The following is a 20,935-nucleotide window of genomic DNA, read 5'->3' as shown; positions in this document are numbered from 1 at the left end:
GGCTCAGCCCGCCTCGGCTGCCTTGAGGCTCTGCACGACGTACTCCACGAGCCGGCCGACGGTGAGTTCGATGATCTCGTCGAACTCCATCCCGGCCAGGAACTCGGCGAAGTTGACCTTCGTGCCGTAGTGCTCCTGGAGCAGACCGGCCAGGGTCACCAGGTCGATGCTCTCCAGCTCGAGGTCTCGGTTGAAGGTCGTCGTCATGGTGATCTCGACATCGTCGACGCCGTACTCGTCCTCCAGCAGTGCGGTGAGCATGCCGGTGAGGTCGGCGAGGACGGCGTCCTCGGTGGTGGGGGTCATCGGTCGTACTCCTCTTCGTGCGCGGGTCCCGTCGTCCAGGCCACGACGTAGGTCCTGTCCGGCAGATTGGGGGGATTGCCGGCCGGCTCGTAGTGCACGGTGTAGGCACGTTCCAGGCGCCCCGACACCAACAACCTTGATCCGGGGGCCACTTGGAAGACCGCGAAGTCACGCGGCCGACCCCGGAAACCGGTGCCCTCCGCCTTCGCGACCGCCTCCTTCGCCGCCCAGAAGCGGGCGAACCACAGTGCCTCGGACTCGCCGGTGGCGGCCAACTGGGCGCGCATGAGCGCCAGTTCCTCCACGCCGAGGGCGGTGGTGAGGGTGGCCGGGGGGCGCTCCACGACCTCCTCGATGTCGATCCCGGGGCCGGGACCGGGCGCGTGCGGCCGGACGATCGCGACCGCCGCCTCGGCGCGGTGGGCGAGCGAGACGTCCAGCGGGGGCAGGGTCCGGCCGTGCAGGCCGGTGACGTACGGGCGGCCCGACTCGTCGTTGTGGACCCGGATCTCCGCCGGAAAGACGGGCCCCTCGCCGTGGCCCCACAGCCACTGCCGTACCGCGTCCTTCACCGCGATCCGGCCCAGCAGCCACTGCCTGCGGCCGCGCGGCGGATGCTCGGCGTACTGCGAACGCTCCACGCTGCTCAGGGAGTTGCGCATGATCAGATCGCGCGAGGCGAGGTCGGGCCAGCGCTCGTTGAGCAGGGTCCGGCCGCCCGGGCGGGCCTCGGAGAGGGTGTTGCGCTCCGGGAAACGCTCGACCGGCTTGGTCTGCGGATCGTTGTCGAAGCGCCGGTCCTGCCAGCCGGTCAGCTCCGCCCACACCTCGCCGTCGACCGTGAGTTGTACGTCGGCTTCGAGCGCGGTGTCGGTGAGTGAGGTGATCCGCACCAGGCACTCCACCTCCGTACCGGGGCGCGGATGAGGGCCGTAGAAGCGCATCTCGCGCATGCCGACCGGGAAGACGACGGTGCGTTCGGTGCGGGTCGCCATGATCCAGTAGCCGAGGATCTGGCCGACGTTGTCGAGCAGGGCGCCCGGGGCGGGCGGTGTGGTGATCACGCCGCGTACGTGGCGGTCGCCGATCGCGGTGAGTTCGGTGACCCCTTGGAACGCCGGGCCGTGGAACATCCAGCGCTCGTTGTAGAGATGGGCCGCGGTGTGGTCGGGGACGCGTTCCGTGGTGGGGGCCGGTCGAGGGTACGGTGGGGGTGATACGGCGTGGGCGGGGGCGAGTTCGACCACACCGCGCGCGTGCGGGCCGAAGGAGACGGCGAGTCGGTCGGGGGTGTCCGCAACTACCCGCACCGGTACGTCGATCGACGGTGTCGCCGTCAGCCACCGGTCGAATCTCGCGTCGTGCACGGCTACCGCGCGCATGCCCGGGGCGGCCCGTTCCGCCGCCTCGATGATGTGCTGGACGATCGTGGTCGCGGGGACCACCGGCCAACGGTCAGCCACGTCCGGCCAGTTGGGGCGTTGCGGGAAGAAGCAGTGGTCCATGAGGTAGGGCATGGACTTGGGGGAGACGTGGACCGTGGTCTGCCATTCCCGTGGGGGAGCGGGTGGCGCGGCGGCCGCGATGCGGGGTGCGGGGACGGCTGTCGCGGTACGGCGGCCGCCCGCGGTGATGAGTTGGGCGGCCGTGTCGGCGGTGTCGCGCATGAGCGCATGGAGTTCGGCGGCCGCCGGGAAGCGGTCGGTGAGGGCGTCCAAGGGCGAAAGGGCCGCCAGGGTCGGGTTGTTGGCGGCGGCCGGTGTGCGGAGCTCCGCCCGGAGCTTCACCAAGGTCGGGGCGTCGAGCGACACGAGTGCGCCGTCCATGTCGAGCCGCACCGGGGGCCGTTCCCGTCGTGGAGCCGGTTTCCGGGGGGCCAGTGTCACCGGGTCCGTCGTTCCGCCCGCCGCCCACAAGGCCATTGCCACGCGCCGGAGTTGGGCCAGTCCGGAACGGTGGGGCGAGTTGGCCGCGACGACCAGGTGATCGCGTCCGCTGAGGGTCGCGTCGATGAGGGAGCCGAGTTGGCCGGTGCCGACCTGGACGAACGCGCGATGGCCGGCCGCGTACATGGCTTCGACGAGTTGGCGGAACCGTACGGGTTCCAGGAGGTGGCGGATGAAGAGTGCGCGTACCGCCTTCTCGTCCGTGGGGTACGGCGAGGCGGTGGTCCCGGACCACAGGGGGACCGTCGGCGGGTAGAGGCGGAAGCGGTTCGTGGCCTCTTCGATCGGGGCGAGATACGGCTTCAACATCGGTGTGTGGAAACCGGATCGGAACGGGAGGACCTGACTCAGGACACCCTGCGCACGGAAGGACCGCACGAACTCGTCCACGGCCTTGTCCGGTCCGCACACCATCGACTGGCCCGGCGCGTTGTCGTGGGAGAGCACGATCCCGGCGTCCGGCCAGTCGGCGGCGAGCGCCGACAGCACGCGCTCGGCCGGGGCTCCGACCGCCCCGAAGGCGAGGCCGGGGACCGTCACCGAGTCGGGGTCGAACGCCTCCATGAAGTCGCTGACCTCGTCCGACGAGTACACCCCTGCGGCCGTCATCGCGGTCCACTCGCCGACGCTGTGTCCGGCGACCGCGTCCGGGGCGACGCCCATCTCGCGCAGCGCGGCGTCCAACAGCCGCCCGACGCCGACGACATCGAAGCCGTGGCGGCCGACGTCCCCCACCTGTGCGGGAGTTGAGGAGCGATTCTCGCGCAGCCCGAAGTGCGCGGCCACGTCCTCGACCCGGGGTGTGAAGTCGCCCTCCAGGCCCGGGAAGACGAACGCCAGCTTTCCCGCGCCGAGTCCGATCAGCGGGCTCGGCGTGAACCACACATCGCTACGGCCCTGCCACGCCCGCCCCTTGGCGACCGCCCGGCGGGCCAGCGCGAGGCGCTTGGCGTCCGGGGCGACGATGCCGAGCCGGGAACGGCCCGCGGTGGCAGGGGTGTTGTCCGCGGCCAGCAGGGTGGAATCGTCCGCGTCCAGCAGCGCGGCGAGAGCCTCGGGGCTGTCGGCGGCGAGCATGAGCACGCGTTCCGGTTCGGCCACGGAGGCTGTGCGAGCGGGGGCGTTCGTGCGTTCCGGTCGGTCGATCACCCCCGCCGAACGTGACGCCCGCGCCCCCGGTGCCTCCTCCAGCACGACATGCGCGTTGATGCCGCCGAACCCGAACGCGTTGACCGCCGCGCGCCGCACCGGCTGTTCGGAGGTCGTCTCCCAGGGCGCCGCCTTCTCCAGTGGACGGAACCGGGTCGCCGCGAGCGCGGGGTGCGGGTCGTCGCAGTGCAGGGTCGGCAGGAGCATGCCGTGGTGGACGGCGAGGGCGGCCTTGACCAGACCGGCGACTCCGGCGGCCGGCATCGTGTGGCCGATCATCGACTTCACCGAGCCGATCACCGCACGGCCCTGGGAGGTGCCCGTGTCCCCGAACACCTCGGCCAGCGTGGCGAGTTCGGCCCCGTCACCGGCGGGGGTCGCCGTGCCGTGCGCCTCAAGGAGGCCGATGGAGCCGGGCAGCGCGGGGTCCAGTCCCGCAGCCTGCCAGGCCTGTCGTACGGCGTGGGTCTGGCCGGTCGAGTCGGGGTTGACGAGACTCGCGGCGCGGCCGTCGCTGGACACGCCGGTGCCGCGGATGACGGCGTAGATCCGGTCGCCGTCGCGCTCGGCGTCGGCGAGGCGCTTGAGGACGACGACTCCCGTGCCCTCGCCGATCAGGATGCCGTCGGCGTCACGGTGGAAGGGGCGGATGCGCTGGCTCGGGGAGAGCGCCCGCAGCTGGGAGAAAACGCTCCACAGCGTGATGTCGTGGCAGTGGTGGACACCGCCCGCGAGCATCAAGTCACAGCGCCCGGCGGCCAGTTCGGCGACCGCCTGGTCGACGGCGATCAGTGAGGACGCGCAGGCCGCGTCCACCGTGTACGCCGGGCCGCGCAGGTCGAGACGGTTGGCGACCCGGGACGCCGCGAGGTTGGGCACCAGGCCGATGACCGACTCGGGACTGTCGGGGCCGAGCCGTTCGGTGAACGCCGTGCGGATGCGGTCGAGTTGGCCGGGGTCCAGGTCGGGCAGCAACTCGCCCAGGGTGCGGACGAGTTGGCCCGCCGTACGGACCCGCTGATCGAGGCGGACCAGGCCCGGGGTGAGATAGCCGCCCCGGCCGAGCACGATGCCTACGCGTTGCCGGTCGGGCAGGCGGCTCTCCCCGCCCGCGTCGGCGAGGGCGGCGGCGGCCACGTGGAGGGCGATGAGCTGGTCGGGTTCGGTGCCGGGCACCGAGTTCGGCATGATGCCGAACCGGGTGACCTCGACCTCGGCCAGCTCGTCCACGAAACCACCGCGCCGGCAGTACACCTGGTCGGCCACGGCCGGACCGCTCGCGGAGTCCGGCCGGTAGTAGTCCGCGTCCCAACGCCCGTCCGGCACCTCGCTGATGGCGTCCGTGCCGCCCAGCAGATTCCGCCAGTACGCGTCGAGGTCGGCGGCGCCGGGGAGCAGCACGGACATTCCCACGATGGCGACCGGCACTTGACGGTCCGTCATGGCTACCAGCCCGAAGCGGTGTAGACGACGGCCCCTGCTGACTCGTCACCCCAGGCGAGCTCGCGCAGCAGGGCCGCGGTGCCCTCCTCGGGGTCGATCAGCGAGATACCGCGCCGGGCGTACTCGCGTCCCAACTCCGGCGTGACCATGCCGTGGTGACCACCGGTGGGCGCCCACGGACCCCAGTGCACGGTGAGCGCACGGTGTCCGGTGCGGGCGGACCAGGCGGTGCCCAGGCTCTGCAGCGCGTCGTTGGCGGCGGCGTAGTCGACCTGGCCCCGGTTGCCGAGGACGGCGGAGATGGAGCCGAACAGCACGGCGAAAGCAGGGCCGTTGGGGAGCTCCTCCAGCGCCGACAGCAGGGTCTCGGCGCCGTGCGTCTTCGTGCCGTAGACCCGCTGGAAGGACTCGGTGGTCTTCTCGGCGATCAGCCGGTCCTCGATGACGCCGGCCGCGTAGACGACACCGTCGAGGCGGCCGTGTTCGGCGTGGATCTCCTTGACCGCCTGGAGTGCGGCGTCCGGTTCGCGGAAGTCGACGGAGTGGTAGCGGGCCTGGCTGCCGAGAGCGGCGAGTTCGTCGAGGGTCGCGGTGATCTCCCTTTGCGCGAGCAGGAGTTCGGCGGTGCGGTTGATCTCGGCGGGGGTGAGCCCACCACCCTTCGCGGCGAGTGCCGCACGCAGTTCGGCCGGGGTACGGGCGCCCGCCGTCGCGGGGTCCTCGGGTCCTGCCGGTGCGGCCGTCCTGCCCAGCAGTTCGATACGGCAGCGGGATGCGGCGGCGAGCGCGACGGCGAACTTCGCGGTGATGCCCCGCGCGCCGCCCACCAGCAGCACCACCGAGTCGCGGTCGAGCCCGATCGCGGAGGCTTCGGCGACTCCGTCACCGGCAGGTCCGGCACCGTTGGTCGCGAGCGCGCCCAGCGGTGTCTCGGTCAGCTCAAGTCCGTGTCGTCCGGCGGTGGTTCGCAGGACGACCGGCTCGGTGTCGGGCGCCAGGAGTTCGGCGATCAGCGCGTCGGCGACGGCATCCGGTGCGGTGTCCTCCAGTTCGACGACCCGGGCAACGGTGTCCGGGTACTCGCGGGCCACCGTACGGAACAGTCCGTGCAGGCCCGCCGATCCGCTGTCCGCGCCCTGTACCGCGAGGAGTTGGCGCGGGTTGCGGCGCAGGGCGGCCTGGAACACCGGGAAGGCGTCCGGCAGCACCGGGGCCGATGCGGTGAGCGGCGCGAGATACAGGACCGCGTCCACCTTGCCGTCGGCTTCGGTGAGTTGGTGCTCCGGGGCGACGATCACCGTTTCGGCGCCGTACGAGGAGAGCCTCGCCGCGACCGCCTCCGCGGGGCCACTGTCACGGTCCCCGTAGAGAACGAAACGTCGGCCGCTCAGCACGGATGCCGGGTCCGTCGGGTTGTCGCCGTCCTGGTGCGCCAGCAGCACCGGGCGCAGTTGGAGGCGCTTCGGCGCGGAGCCGGTGACCTCGTCCTGCGGGGCGGGGGCGCTGTCCGGCGCCGTGGGTTCGGCCGCTTCCACCGCTGCGGGCTCCGTCAGCCGTGCCGACAGCCAGCCCGTGACCGAGGCCGCCGTGCGGGCCTTCGCCAGGTCCTCCAGCTCGGCGTCGTCGAGCGTGGCGACGTCCATCCCGCCGCCGATGCCCAGCCGCCCGGCCAGTTCGCCGGCGATCTCGGCGCGCTTGATGGAGTCGATGCTGAGGTCCGCCTCCAGGTCGAGGTCGGGCTCGATCATGTCGACGGGGTAGCCGGTGCGTTCGCTGATGATCTCCAGGACGACCCGGAGCACGTCGGCCTCGGTGACGGTTTCGGGTGCCTGGGGAGCGGCCAACTCCACGACTGCCGTGGGGTGTTGGGGCATCGGTGCCGCGGCCGCCGGCAGGGCGGGTATCTGCGGCAGTGCCTCGACCACGGCGGGCGCCGGTGCCGGAACCCACGTTCCCTGCGGCACCGGTCCCTGCGCCGCGCCGAAGTACGTCAGCAGCACATCCCGTTGCGCGGCCACCATCTCCCGGCTGGTGCGCAGGAATTCGGAGATGAGCGCGTCCCTGTTCGCCTCGACGGGGGCACCGCCTTGAGGGTTCGTCGTCACAGTCGTCTCCACAACGCGTCGGGCCGGTGCGAGGGCACCGGGCAGGAGTGCTCCGGCGGCGGTACGGACGAGCTGTCCGTCGACCGTCCAGCCGGGTCGCGAGGGCACGGGGGTCCGGGCCGCGTCGACGGCGTCGCGCCCGTTGAAGAGCCATCCGGTGCGCACCGGCAGCCCCGCGACGGCCAGTTGGGCCAGCGCGTCGAGCCAGCCGCGCAGCCCGCTGTCCTGCCGGGGCTCGCACGCGACCGTGCGATGCGGGCGGTCGCCGAGGATCTGGTCGACCAGCCGGGTCAGCACGGAACCGGGACCGGCCTCCACGAAGACCCTGGCTCCCGCCTCGTACATGGCCTCGATCTCCGCGACGAAGCCGACCGGCGAGCCTATCTGCGCGGCGAGTTCGGCCCGGACCGCGTCGGCGTCCTCGCCGTAGGGGGCCGCCGTGCGGTTGGACCACACGGGGAACTCGGGTGTGAGCACCGGCCGTTGTGCGAGGGCCTCCGCGAACCGTTCGCCTGCTCCCGCAACCAACGGGCTGTGGAAGGCGCAGGCGACGGGGATGCGCTTGGCGCCGAGACCGGCGTCGCGCAGGAGCCGTACGGCGGTGGCGACTGCCTCCGTCGGGCCCGAAATCACTGTCTGGCGGGGCGAGTTGTGGTTGGCGATGACGACGGAGTCCGGGGCGTCCGCCGCCTTCAATGCCTGCTCGACCTCCTCCGCACCGGCGGCCACCGCGGCCATCGTGCCCGGGTCGTCCGCGCCCGTGGCTTCGAGGATCGCCGCCGCACGTTCGGCGCTCAGTTCCAGCAGGGCCTCCGGCGCGATCGCACCGGCCGCGCAGAGGGCGACCAGCTCGCCGTAACTGTGCCCGGCCGCCATGTCGGGCCGCACGCCCGCCTCGGTGAGCAGGGCGTGGGCGGCCAACCCGGCGATGCCCAGGGCGGGTTGCGCGACCCGGGTGTCGGTGAGCCCGGCCTGCTGGCGGTCGCGGGCGGTGTCGTCGAAGGCGGTGGGCGGGTAGAGCGCGTCGGCGTGGTCGCGGCCGAGGTGCAGATAGTGCTGCAGCTCGGGGAACGCGATGAAGACGTCGGCGAGCATGCCGGGGCGCTGACTGCCTTGACCTGGGAAGAGGAACGCGACCTTGCCGTTGTCCGGGTTCCCGTCAGCGAGGTGAATTCCGGCTGCAGGATCATGCTCACCCGCCAACGCCCGCCGCAGTTGCCCGACCAGCCCCTCGACATCCCTGGCCACGACGGCCACCTGCACGGATTCCTGCCGGGCGTCCGAGCGCCGTGACGCGCTCAGCGCGAGGTCGCGCAGTTTCCAGTGACCCGCCTCCGCGAGCTTCAGGAGCTCCTCGATGCCCCGCCGCGCGGCCGCCCGGTCCGTACCCCGGAAGGTGAACAGCTCGGCGGGCCACGCGTCCAGACCCTGCGCGGGCGGAACCGCCTCGCCGTAAGCCCCGATCACCGCATGGAAGTTGGTGCCGCCGAAGCCGAACGCGCTGAGGCCCGCGACGCGTTCCTCGGCCGGGGCCGCCCAGGGCCGTGGCCGGGCGTGGAAGACGAACGGGCTGCTGTCCTGCTGCCAGGCCGAGTTGGGCCGCTTCATGTGCAGGGTGGGCGGCTTGACGCCGGTGTAGAGGGACAGCACGGTCTTGATGAGACCGGCGAGTCCGGCGGCGCACTTCGTGTGTCCGATCTGGGACTTGACCGAGCCGAGCGCACAACTGCCCGTCTCCGCGCCGGACTCGGTGAACACCTCGCTGAGGATGGAGAGTTCGGTGCGGTCGCCGACGACCGTCCCGGTGCCGTGCGCCTCGACCAGGCCGACCTCGGAAGGGGAGACGCCCGCGTTGCGGTACGCCCGTTCCAGCGCGGCCCGTTGGCCCTCAGGGCGGGGTGCCGTGAGGCCCAGGGAGCGGCCGTCGCTGGAGCTGCCGACTCCCTTGATCACGCCGTAGATCCGGTCGCCGTCCCGCTCCGCGTCCGCGAGCCGCTTGAGGACCACGCAGGCGACACCCTCGCCGAGCGCGATGCCGTCCGCCGAGCTGTCGAAGGCGCGGGAGCGGCCGGTGGGGGAGAGGGCGTGCACGGAGGAGAAGAGGACGTAGTCGTTGATGCCGTTGTGGAGGTCGGCGCCCCCGCACAGGACCACATCGCTGGTGCCGCCCACGAGTTCCTTGCAGGCGACGTCGACGGCGGCCAGCGAGGAAGCGCAGGCCGCGTCGACCGTGAAGTTGGCGCCGCCGAGGTCGAGCCGGTTGGCGATGCGGCCCGAGATGACGTTGGAGAGCATCCCGGGGAAGGAGTCCTCGGTGAGCGTGGGGAGTTGCTCCTCGATGCCCTGCGGGATCCTGCCGTAGTAGGAGGGCAGTACGGCGCGCAGCGTGGTCGCGTTGGACAGGTCGCTGCCCGCCTCCGCGCCGAACACCACGGAGGTGCGCGCACGGTCGAACTTCCGCCCCCGGTCGCCGTATCCGGCGTCCTCCAGCGAACGCCGGGCCGCTTCGAGGGCCAGCAGCTGCACCGGTTCGATGCTGCCGAGGGAGGTCGGCGGGATGCCGTAGCGCAGCGGGTCGAAGGGGATGCGCGGCAGGAAGCCGCCCCACTTCGAGGGGGTGGCGCCGTCCTTGTCGGCGGAGTAGTGGACGGCGGGGTCCCAGCGGTCGGGCGGGACCTCGTCGACGGAGTCGCGGCCGCCGAGGATGTTCGCCCAGAACGTGGGGAGGTCGGGTGCCTGCGGGAACATGCACGCCATGCCGATGACTGCGATGTCCAGGGGGGCCGGTGCCTCCGGCTCGGCCGTTTCCTCAACTCCCAGGCGGGCGCGGGCGGTTCGCGCGCTCTCGGCCAGGAAGTCGGCGGCCTCCTCGGTGACCGAGCGGTGCAGGGCGTCGATCGTGGTGGTCGCCGAACGCAGCACGGCGACCTCGCCGGCCATGAACATCCCCTCGGCGAGCTGGCGTTGCTCGTCCACGGCGGTCAGCGCGCCGTCCACGTCCCGCTCCACACCCTTGCTGGCGATGCGCAGCCGGCCGACGTTGAGCCGCTCCAGCTTCTCCCAGATCTGCCGGTCCGGTACGCCCTGCTCGCGCAACTGGGCTTCGAAGTCGAGGTAGTTGTCACTGAACGGGCTCGGAACGCAGCGGGTGGCGTGACCGGGCGCGGTCTCCAGCAACGCGGTGCGGGTGGCCAGGACGACCTGCTCCTGGAACAGCGGCTGGACCGCCCCGCGCGTCACCGCCTCCTCCGTGAACAGATAGGCGGTGCCCATCAGGACGCCGATAGCGGCGCCGCACGCGGTGAGCGGTGCGGCGAGCGCGGCCACCATCGCCGCCGAGCGCTCGTCGTGGACGCCGCCCGCGAGGAACACCTCGATGTGCTCGGCCGTGCCTGGGTCGGCCTTCGCCAAGAAGTCGTCCAGGACGGCGAGTTGGGCCTCCCAGAGGGGGAAGCTGCCGCGCGGGCCGACATGGCCGCCGCACTCGGACCCCTCGAACACGAATTTGCGCATCCCCGCGTCCAGGAACTGCCGCAGCAGCCCCGGCGAGGGCACATGCAGGAAGGTGGAGATCCCGGCCCGCTCCAACGCCTCGGCCTGGGAGGGGCGTCCGCCCGCGATGATCGCGTGCGTGGGCTCCAACTCCCGTACCGCTTCGAGCTGGGCGTTGCGCATCTCCTCGGGGGCGAAGCCGAGCACCCCGACACCCCAGGGGCGATCGCCCACGGCGGCGCGGGTCTCGGCCAGGACAGTCCGCGACTGCTCGCCGCTCGAGAGGGCCAGCGCGACGAACGGCAGGGCACCGCCCTCGGCGACGGCCGCGGCGAACTCCGCCTGGTCGCTGACACGGGTCATCGGGCCCTGCGCGACGGGGAGTCGGGTGCCGAGCGTCCGGCTCATCGGGGAACCGGCGCGCAGTGCGGCGGCCGGTGCCTCGTCCCGTACGGACTCCCGTACGGCGGCGGTCAGTTCGCGCACCGTGCGACCCGTGTCGCCCCAGCGTTCCGCGAAGCGCGCGGCGAGGAAACCGTCCTGGCCGACCGGGAGGAGCTGGGTGCGCGGGTCGCGGGCGCCGAGCAGTTCGGACACGCGGTCGGCGGGCACCTGCGGGGCGTCAGGACCGCGCCGTAGGAGCACGCGGTGTCCGGCCACCAGCGTGGTCTCGGAGCCGTCCGTCGAGCGGAGTGCGGCGGCCGCGGTCTCCGGGAGGGTCGACTCGGCGAGCAGGGCGAGTTGGCTGTCGAGGACGATCCCTGCCGCGCCACCGGCCACGGCCGCTGCGGCCGTACGGGGGCCGATGCCGCCGCAGGCCCAGACCGGGACGTCCACACCGGGGTCGGCGAGCAGGCGCTGGAGTAACACGAACGTGCTCAACTCGCCCACCCGGCCGCCGCTTTCGGCGCCCCGGGCGATCAGTCCGTGCGCACCGGCGCGGACCGCGGCCAGCGCCTGGTCCGGGTCGGTGACCTCTACCAGCACCCGGTGCTCCGCGACGACCTCGTCGACCCGCCAGGCGGCGTCCACGGCGAGGACGACCGCGTGCGGGGCGGCGCCGGTACCCGTCGTGAGGTCACCGGGGCCGATCCGGCAGTGCGGCCCGACCCGTACCCCGAAAGGACCCGGAGACCAGCGGCGGATTCGCGTCAGGGCCTCTCTGGATCTTCGGTCGCCGTTTCCCAGGTCCAGTACGCCCAAGCCGCCGGCGCGGCTGACGGCCGCCGCGAGTCGGGCATCCGGCTCATGGAACGGGGTGATTCCAATGATCATGCATTCGGCGCGCGCGACAGGCGTCATGATTCTCCGAATAAACGGTGAAATGGCACGGTGGGGGGTTTCGGCTGGGGTGTGCCGAATGTAATCGCAGAGGCGCAATGGGGACTGGTGGAAAGCTAGCCCCCCGGTTACTCGTCGGTCAACAACGCCAAGGTAAGCAACTGGTTGACGGGGGTGATCCAGCCAGCCGGAACGGGGCCCCAAACAACCGAAAACCCTGCCAATTTCCTTCAGAGGGCACACCACTCGGACCGCAGTGGCGCAAGCGGTCCAAAAGCCCCCGCTATTCATCCGAGGCTCACAGTCCCGAAACACCGCTGACGGCGGGAAGGAATTATGTAAACGTTGGGTGTCGCTGCCTCCTCGCATAAGCCGCGCTAGGTTGGCACCTATGAGCACACCGCGGGACCTGATGATCGTCGCCATGGATGTCGCACCCGACCGCCCCGTCGAGACGGGTGACCTGTCGCTCGCGCTCGCCGGAGCGGAGGTGGTCGACCTCCTCGCCGCCGAAGCCGTCGTGCTGGACGGCGACCTGATCGTGCCGAACCCCCGACTTCCCTTGGAGGACGGCCTGTTGGACCAGGCCGCGGCCGCGCTCGTGCGGGAGACACCGTACGAGTCGGTCGAGGACTGGCTGTGGCGGCGCGGGCGGAGCCTGTCCTCCGCCTATCTCGCCGCGCTGGAGGCGGAGGGGCTGGTCGCCCGGCAGCGCGGGCGCTGGATCCCGGTCCGCACCGGCCGCACGGCTCTGGTCGACTCCCCGGCCCGCAGCCGCGCGGCGGACCGCTGGGCCCAGGGCGAACCCGTCCTCGCCCAGCTCGCCGAGGCCGCCGGGATCCGCGAGGTCTCGGACGAGGACTCCGCGAAGGTCACCGACGAGTCGCTGGACACGGTCATCGCCGTGGTCCACGACGCGGTGACGGAACTGGAGGCCGTACGGCAGCGGAAGAGTGTCGAGGACGCGGCCTACGACAACGTGTGGCGCGGTATGTGACGGTGACCTCTTGGCTGCGAAGTACGACAACTGCCGAAAAAACAGAGCCAGTTGATGGTCCTGAGCCTCAGGTGACGACACGTCACCCATGGTAGGCACAAGGCCCTCGCTGAGCTAGAGCGAGCGGGGGCGGGCGCTACCCGCGTTCACCGGGACGAAGCCGCCCTCCCCCCGACAGGATCCTCACCGGGACGAAGCCGCCCCCAGCGGGATCGTCACCGTGAACACCGTCGCCCCCGGCTCCGACGTCAGTTCCACGGTGCCGCCGTGCGCCTTCGCCAGCGACCGCGCCACCGCGAGGCCCAGCCCGCTGCCGCCCCGGTCCCGGGTGCGGGCCTTGTCGACCCGGTAGAAGCGGTCGAAGACCCGGGCCCGGTCCTCCTCGGGGATGCCGGGACCCGCGTCGGCGATCCGTACGGATGCTGTGCCGGCGGCGACCGACAGCGACACCGAGACCTCCGTACCGGCCGGGGTGTGCACGGCCGCGTTGGTCAGCAGGTTGTCCAGCACCTGCCGGATACGGACCGGGTCGACGCGCAGCCGCACCGGGGACCCGGGCACCGACACCGTCAGCGGGTGGTCCCGGTGCCCGGCGCGGAAGGCGTCCGCCGCCTGCCCCACCAGGTCCACCAGGTCCGCGTCCTCCGGCCGTAGCGGAGTCTCCACGTCCGCCGCGTCGAGGCGGGCCAGCAGGAGGAGGTCGTCGAGGAGGACGCCCATGCGGGCGGCCTCGGCGCGCAGCCGGGCCAGGTGCTTGTCGCGCTCCTCGGGGACGTTCGCGGCCGCGTACTGGAACAGGTCCGCGTAGCCGCGCACCGACATCAGCGGGGTCCGCAGCTCGTGCGAGGCGTCCGCGACGAACCGGCGCAGCCGCTGCTCCGCCTCCGCGCGCACCGCGAGGGAGTCGTCGATGTGCTCCAGCATCGTGTTGAACGCGGTGCGCAGCTCCTCCACCTCGGGCCCGCCGTCGCCTCGCTCGGCGCGCAGCGGCAGCCGGGCGGCCGACTCGGTGAGGTCGTGCGAGGCGATGCCGTGGGCCGTCGTCGCCATGTCGCTGAGCGGCCGCAGCCCGCGCCGCAGCAGGTTCCGCCCTATGACCACCAGCACCAGCAGGGCCAGCGCGAACGCCACCACCTGGACCGTGACCAGCTGCCGTACCGTCCCCTGCACGTCCGCCAGCGGGGCCGCGCTCACCAGGACCACGCCGGGTTCGACCTCGCAGGCCCGCAGCCGGTAGGTGCCCTCGCCGTCGATCGTCACCGTGCGGGTGATCTCGGTGGTGGAGTGCGCCATCGTCTTCGCGAGGGCGGTGAGCGCGCGGGTGTCGTCCGGTACGTCGGAGGGCTCGCGCAGTTTCGGGGTCGTGCCCTTGACGTCGTAGACCGCCGTGTACCAGCCGTAGTACGGCTTGCGCTCGACGATGCCGTGCACCTGGGCGTCCTTGGACTGGACGGTCTGGACGAGCTTCATCTGGTCGCTGACCTGGCGTTGCAGATAGTCCCGCATGTACATCGTCAGAGCTGTTCCGACGACCGCGAACACGATCAGGGACAGGACGCCCACGCCCAGGGCGAGGCGGGTGCCCAGGCGGACCCGGCGCCAGTTGTGGCGCAGTCGTCGGATCATTCGGCGGCCTGCCGGATCACATAGCCGAAGCCGCGCACGGTGTGGATCAGCGGGTCGTGCCCCTCGTCCAGCTTCCGGCGCAGGCGGCTGACCACCAGCTCCACCACATTGGAGCGGCCACCGAAGCCGTACTCCCACACGTGGTCGAGGATCTGCGCCTTGGTGAGGACCGTCGGTGACTTGCGCATGAGGTAGCGCAGGACCTCGTACTCGGTGGGGGTGAGCGTGAGGAGCCGGTCGCCGCGGCGCACCTCCCGCGTGTCCTCGTCCATCGTGAGGTCCGCGACCTGGAGGACCGACCGCTGGAACCCGGGCCCGGCGCTGCGCCGCAGCACGGTCCGCAGCCGGGCCATCAGCTCCTCCACCGCGAACGGCTTGACCAGGTAGTCGTCACCTCCCCGGGTCAGCCCCGCCACCCGGTCGGCGACGGCGTCCCGCGCGGTGAGGAACACCACCGGCACCATCGTCCCGGACCGCCGCAGCCGGTCCAGCACACCGAAACCGTCCAGGCCGGGCAGCATCAGGTCGAGCACCACGATGTCCGGTGCGAACTCGGCGGCCACGGTCAGCGCCTCCTCACCGGAGTACGCGCACGCGGCCTCCCAGCCCTCGTACCGGGCGACCGTCGCGACAAGATCAGCGATCGGCGGGTCGTCGTCCACGACGAGGAGTCGTACTTTGTCCACCCGCTCATACTGCGCCACACACCTCTGGACGCCAGACCCGCGGCACCGCCACACCCGCATCGATAACCACTTGAAAGCCGGCCGACAGGAAAACGACAGCCCCCCGAGGTCAAGCTCGTCTCCCAGGACCCGATCAAGGAGCTGCCGTCCGTGACGACCGTCCAATCACCCCCTGCGCCCCCCACGGCGATACGCCCCAGGGTGGTGGCCCGCACGGGCCTGTACGCCGTGCTGGCCGCGAACGTCGCCGTGGTGACCGTCTTCTTCGCCCAGGCGGGATTCGCCTCCAACGCGCTCATCGTCATCGGCCGCCTCCTCGGCCTCTACGGCGCGCTCGTCATGGCCTTCCAGCTGCTGCTGGTGGCCCGCCTGCCCTGGCTCGACCGCCGGATCGGCATGGACCGGCTCACCAACTGGCACCGCTGGACCGGCTTCGCGCTGCTCTGGACGCTGCTCGGGCACCTCGTGTTCATCGCCTTCGGCTACGCCCAGGGCACCGACACCGGCCCGGTCGGCGAGGTCGTCGACCTCGCCGAGACCACCGAGGGCATCCTGCGCGCGCTCGTCGCGTTCGCCCTGATCCTCGTCATCGGCGCGACCTCCGCGCGCTACGCGCGACGCCGACTCGCCTACGAGACCTGGCACTTCATCCACCTCTACACCTACGTCGCGGTGGTCCTCGCCTTCACCCACCAGGTCGCGGTCGGTACGACGTTCACCGCGTCGTCCGCCGCCACGACGTACTGGTACGCGGTGTGGGGCGTCGCGCTCGGCTCGGTCGCCCTGGGCCGCGTGATCCTCCCCCTGTGGCGCAACCTCCGCCACCAGCTCCGGGTCGAGGCGGTCGTCCCCGAGTCCGACAACGTCGTCTCGATCTACATCACCGGCCGCGACCTCCACCAACTCCCGGCCCAGGCGGGCCAGTTCTTCCTCTGGCGGTTCCTGACGAAGGACCGCTGGTGGCAGGCCAACCCCTTCTCCCTCTCGGCCGCCCCCGACGGCACCCGCCTCCGCCTCACCGCGAAAACGGCCGGTGCCGGCACGGCGGCCCTCCGCCACCTCAAGCCCGGCACCCGCGTCTTCGCCGAGGGCCCCTACGGTGCCTTCACCACCCTGCACCGCACGAAGCCGGAGTCCCTGCTCATCGCGGGCGGCGTAGGCGTCACCCCGATCCGCGCCCTGCTGGAGGACCTGGAGGGCCACGCGGTCGTCATCTACCGCGTCGCCACCGACCGCGACGCCGTCCTCTACGACGAGCTGGCCGAACTCGCCCAGGCCAAGGGCGCCCAGCTCCACCTGGTCACCGGCCCGCCCGTCCCCGACAAGCTCGCCCCGCGCGAACTCGCCCGGCTCGTACCGGACATCGCCGACCGCGACGTCTTCCTCTGCGGACCGCCGCCGATGATGAACGCCGTGCTGCGCAGCCTCGGCGACCTGGGCGTGCCCAAGCAGCAGATCCACTTCGAACGCTTCAGCCTGGCGGGATGAGAGACAAATCGTGAAGCGAGTCATACCTGTCCTGGTGCTGTCCGTCGCGGGGTTGATCCCCGTGTGGCGCTACGAGCCGTCCATCGGCACGAGCACGACGACGACCACGGAGGCGGTCTCGACACCGACTCCGACGCCTACGGCCACCTCGTCGTCCGGGGCCTCGTCCGGGTCTTCGTCGACGCCCTCCGCGTCCTCGAAGAAGGTCGTCCAGGGCACCGCGATCAACACCTCCAAGGGCACCGTGCAGGTGCAGGTGACCTTCGAGGGCGACAAGATCAGCTCGGTGAGCATGCTCCAGCAGCCGGACCACCCGCAGACCACCGCGGCCGTCCCGGTGCTGATCGAGGAGACCCTCAAGGCGCAGAGCTCGAAGATCGACACGGTGTCCGGCGCCACGATCACCAGCGACGCCTACGTCCAGTCGCTCCAGGCCGCGATCGACGCCAAGGGCGCCTGAAATGCGCCGAGTCGAGCACGTGATGGGGTTCCCGGTGTCGTTGCGGGTCGACGACGAGGGCGTCGGGGAGGAGACCGCGGACGCGCTCTTCGCCTGGCTGCGCGAGGTCGACGCCCGCTTCAGCCCGTTCCGCGCGGACAGCGAGGTCTGCCGCTACGACCGCGGCGAGCTGCAACTCCCCGACCTCAGCGCGGACTTGACCGAGGTGCTCGACCTCTGCGAGCAGTACCGGCTCGCGACCGGCGGCGCCTTCGACATCCGGCTGCCCGGCCGGCCCTTCGACCCCTGCGCGGTGGTCAAGGGCTGGTCGGTGCAGCGGGCGGCGGAACTCCTCACCGCCGCCGGTGCCCGGCGCTTCATCCTCAACGCCGGTGGCGACGTGGTCGTGGCCGGCGGTCCGTGGCGGGTGGGCGTACGGCACCCCGAGCACGCCGACCAGCTGTGCACGGTCCTGGAGTTGACCGACGGGGCGGTGGCGACCTCCGCGCGCTACGAGCGCGGCGACCACATCGTCGACGGGCGCACCGGCGCACCGGCGACCGGCCTGCTCAGCATCTCCGTCGTGGCCGCCTCCCTCACCGAGGCGGACGCCACGGCCACCGCGGCCTTCGCGATGGGTCCGGAGGGCGTCGACTGGGCCGCCGCCCGGCCCGGCTGCGAGGTGTTCGCGGTCGACGCGGAGCGCTGCGTGCGGCGTACGCAGGGATTTCCGGTTGCCCTTGCTGAGGCCTGAGCGATTCGGTTGGTGCCGCGATGTGTCGTTGTTCGTCTGTCGCGCCGTTGTGGCTGGTCGCGCCCCGCGGCGGAGCCGCTGAAACCGGAGTCGACAAGCGGAAGGGCCGCCGGGTTACCGGCGGCCCTTCCTGTCGGGAGATGTGGCTGGTGGTTCAGCTGACGTCGGAGGCGTCCAGGCGGTACAGGCCGCTGCTCGTCGAGGAAGAGGAACTCGATGAACTGGAGCTGTACGCCGAGGACTTGACCGCCGTGCCGTGGGCCTTGACCCAGGCCGTGATCGCGGAGTTGGTGCCCTGGCCGCCGTCGCTGCTGACGATGATGTAGTGCAACTTGCCGGACTTCACCAGGGACTTGAGCTTGGCGAGGGTCATCGCGTTGTCGCTGCCGGACCAGCCGCCCATGGAGATCACGGGCTGCCCCGACTCCAGGATGATCGAGGACGCCGTCTGGTCGGTGGAGACCGCCAGCAGCCAAGTCGCCCCGTCCTGGTGCTTCTTGAGGTACGTGATCATCTCGGACGAGACCTGGGTGCCGCCACCCATACCGCCACCGGCCGACTGCGCACCGGACTCGGACGTGGACTCGGATCCGGACTCGGCGCCGGGCTTCGTAGCCGAGGAGGAGGACGAAGGCGCCGAGCCGCTGCCCGAGGGCCGGGTGCCGGACGGGGCCGAACCGCTGGGCTTCGTACCGGACTTGGTGCCGCTCGGCGCGCCGCCCATGCCGCCACCGCCGCCACCCATGCCGCCACCGGTGCTGGGACCGGCCGTCGGGTTGGTGCCGTTGGTCGAGGAGGTGGCCGCCGAGACCGAGTAGGCCGCGGGACCGGCGAGGAGGGCGACGACGGCGGCCAGCGCCGCGAAGCCCATCAGGCGGTGGCGCTTGGTGAACCGGCCGACCAGCAGGCCGAGTACGGAGGCGATGCCCGCCACGCCGACCACGATCTCCGCGACCGTGTACACCGTGCCGGAGCCGGAGACCCGCTGGAGCAGGACGACCGCCCAGACGGAGCTGGCCGCGATGGCCGCCGGCAGCACCCAGGCCCACTTGGCCGCCGAGCCCTCACGGAAGGCGCGGTAGAGCAGGACCCCGCCCGCACCGGCCAGGGCCGCGATACCGGGGGCCATGGCGGTGACGTAGTACGGGTGGAACGTGCCCTCGGCGAGCGAGAAGGTCAGGAAGTGGAGGACGAACCAGCCGCCCCAGAGCATGAGAGCCGCGCGCTTGGCGTCCGTGCGGGGAGCGCGGCCGCGCAGGACGAGACCGCCGATGAGCGCGATCGCCGCGAAGGGGATCAGCCAGGAGATCTGGCCGCCCATGATCTCGTTGAACATCCGGTACAGGCCCGAACTGCCGCCGAACGAAGCCCCGTTGCCCTGCGAGCCGACCGAGGAGCTGGCGCCGAAGATGCGGCCGAAGCCGTTGTAGCCGATGACCAGGTCCCACACCGTGTTGTCGGTGGAACCGCCGATGTAGGGGCGGGAGGACGCGGGGATCAGGTCGACGACCACCATCCACCAGGCGCTGGAGACGACCAGCGCGACGGTGGCGACGGCGAGGTTGCGGATGCGCTTGCCCAGGGAGACGTTCGTGGCCCAGAGGTAGACGAGGAAGAACGCGGGCAGGACGACGTACGCCTGCATCATCTTGGTGTTGAACGCGAAGCCGATCGCGACCGCCGACCACACCAGCGGCATCAACTTCCCGTTGCGGACGGCCTTCATGAGGGCCGCGGCGCCGAGCATCATCAGCAGGACGAGGATCGGGTCCGGGTTGGTGTCACGGGTGATGGCGACCGTGATCGGGGTGAGGGTGAGGACCAGTGCGGAGATCGTGCCCGCGATCGGACCGAAGTCCCGCTTGATCTGGCGGTACAGCAGGGCGACCGAGCCGGTGCCGGCCGCGATCATCGGCAGCATCAACTGCCAGGTGCCGTAACCGAATACGCGGGCGGAGAGGCCCATCACCCAGAGGGCGAACGGTGGTTTGTCGACCGTGATGAAGCTGCCGGAGTCGAGCGCGCCGAAGAAGAAGGCCTTCCAGCTCTTGGTGCCGCTGTAGACGGCCGCGTCGTAGAAGGTGTTGCCGGTGATCGAGGTGAGGTTCCAGGCGTAGAGGGCCGTGGCCAGCAGCAGGATGCCCCACAGGGCCGGGCGGGCCCAGCGCGGGTCGTCCTCCGGGCCCGTGAAGAGCCTTCTGGCGCGGGAGTTGAGGCCGCCGTCGGCGGGCGGGCCCGCGCGGTGCGAGCGGCGGGCGGTCTCCTGACCGGGGGGCGGGGCGAGGGTCGTCATGACGCGTACTCCAGGTGTTCCGCGGAAGAGGCGGGCGCCCCGACGGGCAGGACAGGGGTGGTGGTGCGGGTGCGGCGGGGTACGGCGGCGATGCGGGCGCGGCCGGTGACGGAATTCTTGAACATGCGGCGCATGCCCTTGAGGTCGTCGAGGGCGGTGCGGACGATGTCGACACGGCTGTCGGGGTCGTCGGTCCAGTCGACCGGGACCTCGTGGATGCGGAGCCTGTTGCGCTGGGCGAGGACGAGGAGTTCGGTGTCGAAGAACCAGGCGGTGTCCTCGATGTGCGGGGCGAGCGCCCGGAACACCTCGGTGCGGACGGCCTTGAAGCCGCACTGCGCGTCCGAGAAGCGGGCCGCGAGGCCTGCCTTGAGGAGGAGGTTGTAGGAGCGGGAGATGAACTCCCGCTTGGCGCCGCGCTGTACGGCCGACTGCCGGTGCAGCCGGCTGCCGATCGCCACGTCGCTGTGGCCGGACAGGAGCGGGGCGACCAGTGGCAGGAAGCCTTCGAGGCCGGTGGACAGGTCGACGTCCATGTACGCGACCACGTCCGCCTCCGACCGGCTCCACACCTGCTTCAGCGCGCGGCCCCGGCCCTTGGCGTCGAGGTGCACGGCGTGCACGTGCGGCAGCCGCTGGGTGAGGTCGAGCGCCTCCTGCCAGGTGGCGTCGGTGCTCGCGTTGTCCGCCACGGTGATCGTGAACGGGAACGGGAAGGACGTTTCGAGGTATGCGTGGAGACGGCCGACACTGCCGGCGAGGACGTGCGCCTCGTTGTAGACCGGCACCACGATCTCGACCGACCGCTGCCGGACGCCTCCCGCGTTCTGTTCGTTCATGACGGTGACGATCCGGGTGCTGTCTGTGCGGTCACTGAGCCTTCACTGAGCGGCCGATGAGAATCAGCGGACTCACAGGAAGAGCACAGCC

At 71.6% G+C, this 20,935-nt stretch carries 11 protein-coding genes; 4 read left to right on the top strand and 7 right to left on the bottom strand.

The annotated features are described in order from the left end of the window. Window positions 1-3: 3 nt before the first annotated feature. From OG504_RS14210 to OG504_RS14200, 3 genes are read right to left on the bottom strand one after another with little or no spacing between them, the layout of a single operon-like run. On the bottom strand, window positions 4-306 hold the full coding sequence (locus OG504_RS14210; RefSeq protein WP_405990163.1) for an acyl carrier protein: 303 nt from the start codon (window positions 304-306) through the stop codon (window positions 4-6). Continuing rightward, the gene (locus OG504_RS14205) at window positions 303-4,844 is read right to left on the bottom strand and encodes a beta-ketoacyl synthase N-terminal-like domain-containing protein (RefSeq protein ID WP_405990162.1); all 4,542 of its coding nucleotides are present in this window, start codon (window positions 4,842-4,844) and stop codon (window positions 303-305) included. The genes OG504_RS14210 and OG504_RS14205 overlap by 4 nt, the downstream gene beginning before the upstream one ends. 2 nt (window positions 4,845-4,846) lie before the next feature. Continuing rightward, window positions 4,847-11,716 carry an SDR family oxidoreductase gene (locus tag OG504_RS14200; protein ID WP_405990161.1) on the bottom strand — a complete coding sequence of 2,290 codons (6,870 nt, stop codon included), beginning with the start codon at window positions 11,714-11,716 and terminating at the stop codon, window positions 4,847-4,849. Window positions 11,717-12,113: 397 nt separating this feature from the next. Here OG504_RS14200 and OG504_RS14195 point away from each other — a divergent pair, with 397 nt between their 5' ends. Continuing rightward, on the top strand, window positions 12,114-12,719 hold the full coding sequence (locus tag OG504_RS14195) for a GPP34 family phosphoprotein (RefSeq protein ID WP_405990160.1): 606 nt from the start codon (window positions 12,114-12,116) through the stop codon (window positions 12,717-12,719). Window positions 12,720-12,902: 183 nt separating this feature from the next. Here the strand turns inward: OG504_RS14195 and OG504_RS14190 are convergent, their stop codons facing one another. Together OG504_RS14190 and OG504_RS14185 are read right to left on the bottom strand one after the other, a co-directional pair. Continuing rightward, window positions 12,903-14,345 (bottom strand): sensor histidine kinase, encoded by a 1,443-nt coding sequence (locus OG504_RS14190; RefSeq protein ID WP_405990159.1) that lies wholly within the window; start codon window positions 14,343-14,345, stop codon window positions 12,903-12,905. Beyond that, window positions 14,342-15,031, bottom strand: a complete 690-nt coding sequence (locus OG504_RS14185) for a response regulator transcription factor (protein WP_405990158.1) — start codon at window positions 15,029-15,031, stop codon at window positions 14,342-14,344. The genes OG504_RS14190 and OG504_RS14185 overlap by 4 nt, the downstream gene beginning before the upstream one ends. 150 nt (window positions 15,032-15,181) lie before the next feature. Between OG504_RS14185 and OG504_RS14180 the strand changes: the two genes are divergently transcribed. The 3 genes from OG504_RS14180 to OG504_RS14170 are packed head-to-tail and all read left to right on the top strand — an operon-like array spanning window position 15,182 to window position 17,712. After that, window positions 15,182-16,519 carry a ferric reductase-like transmembrane domain-containing protein gene (locus OG504_RS14180; protein ID WP_405990157.1) on the top strand — a complete coding sequence of 446 codons (1,338 nt, stop codon included), beginning with the start codon at window positions 15,182-15,184 and terminating at the stop codon, window positions 16,517-16,519. Window positions 16,520-16,529: 10 nt separating this feature from the next. Beyond that, the gene (locus OG504_RS14175) at window positions 16,530-16,979 is read left to right on the top strand and encodes an FMN-binding protein (RefSeq protein WP_405990156.1); all 450 of its coding nucleotides are present in this window, start codon (window positions 16,530-16,532) and stop codon (window positions 16,977-16,979) included. 1 nt (window position 16,980) lies between these two features. Then, a complete protein-coding gene (locus tag OG504_RS14170) occupies window positions 16,981-17,712 on the top strand; it encodes an FAD:protein FMN transferase (RefSeq protein ID WP_405990155.1) in 732 nt (243 codons plus the stop codon). A 154-nt stretch (window positions 17,713-17,866) separates the two neighbouring features. Here OG504_RS14170 and OG504_RS14165 read toward each other — a convergent pair whose 3' ends face one another. After that, window positions 17,867-20,005: an ArnT family glycosyltransferase gene (locus OG504_RS14165; RefSeq protein WP_405990154.1), complete on the bottom strand. Its 2,139-nt coding sequence runs from the start codon at window positions 20,003-20,005 to the stop codon at window positions 17,867-17,869. Then, entirely contained in the window at window positions 20,002-20,844 is an 843-nt protein-coding gene (locus OG504_RS14160) for a dolichyl-phosphate beta-glucosyltransferase (protein WP_405990153.1), read from the bottom strand. The genes OG504_RS14165 and OG504_RS14160 overlap by 4 nt, the downstream gene beginning before the upstream one ends. Window positions 20,845-20,935: the final 91 nt, after the last annotated feature.

The organism is Streptomyces sp. NBC_00986 (assembly GCF_045162565.1).
In the GTDB taxonomy this organism is placed as follows: Bacteria; Actinomycetota; Actinomycetes; order Streptomycetales; family Streptomycetaceae; genus Streptomyces.
This window is presented reverse-complemented; position numbering and strand designations above follow the sequence as displayed.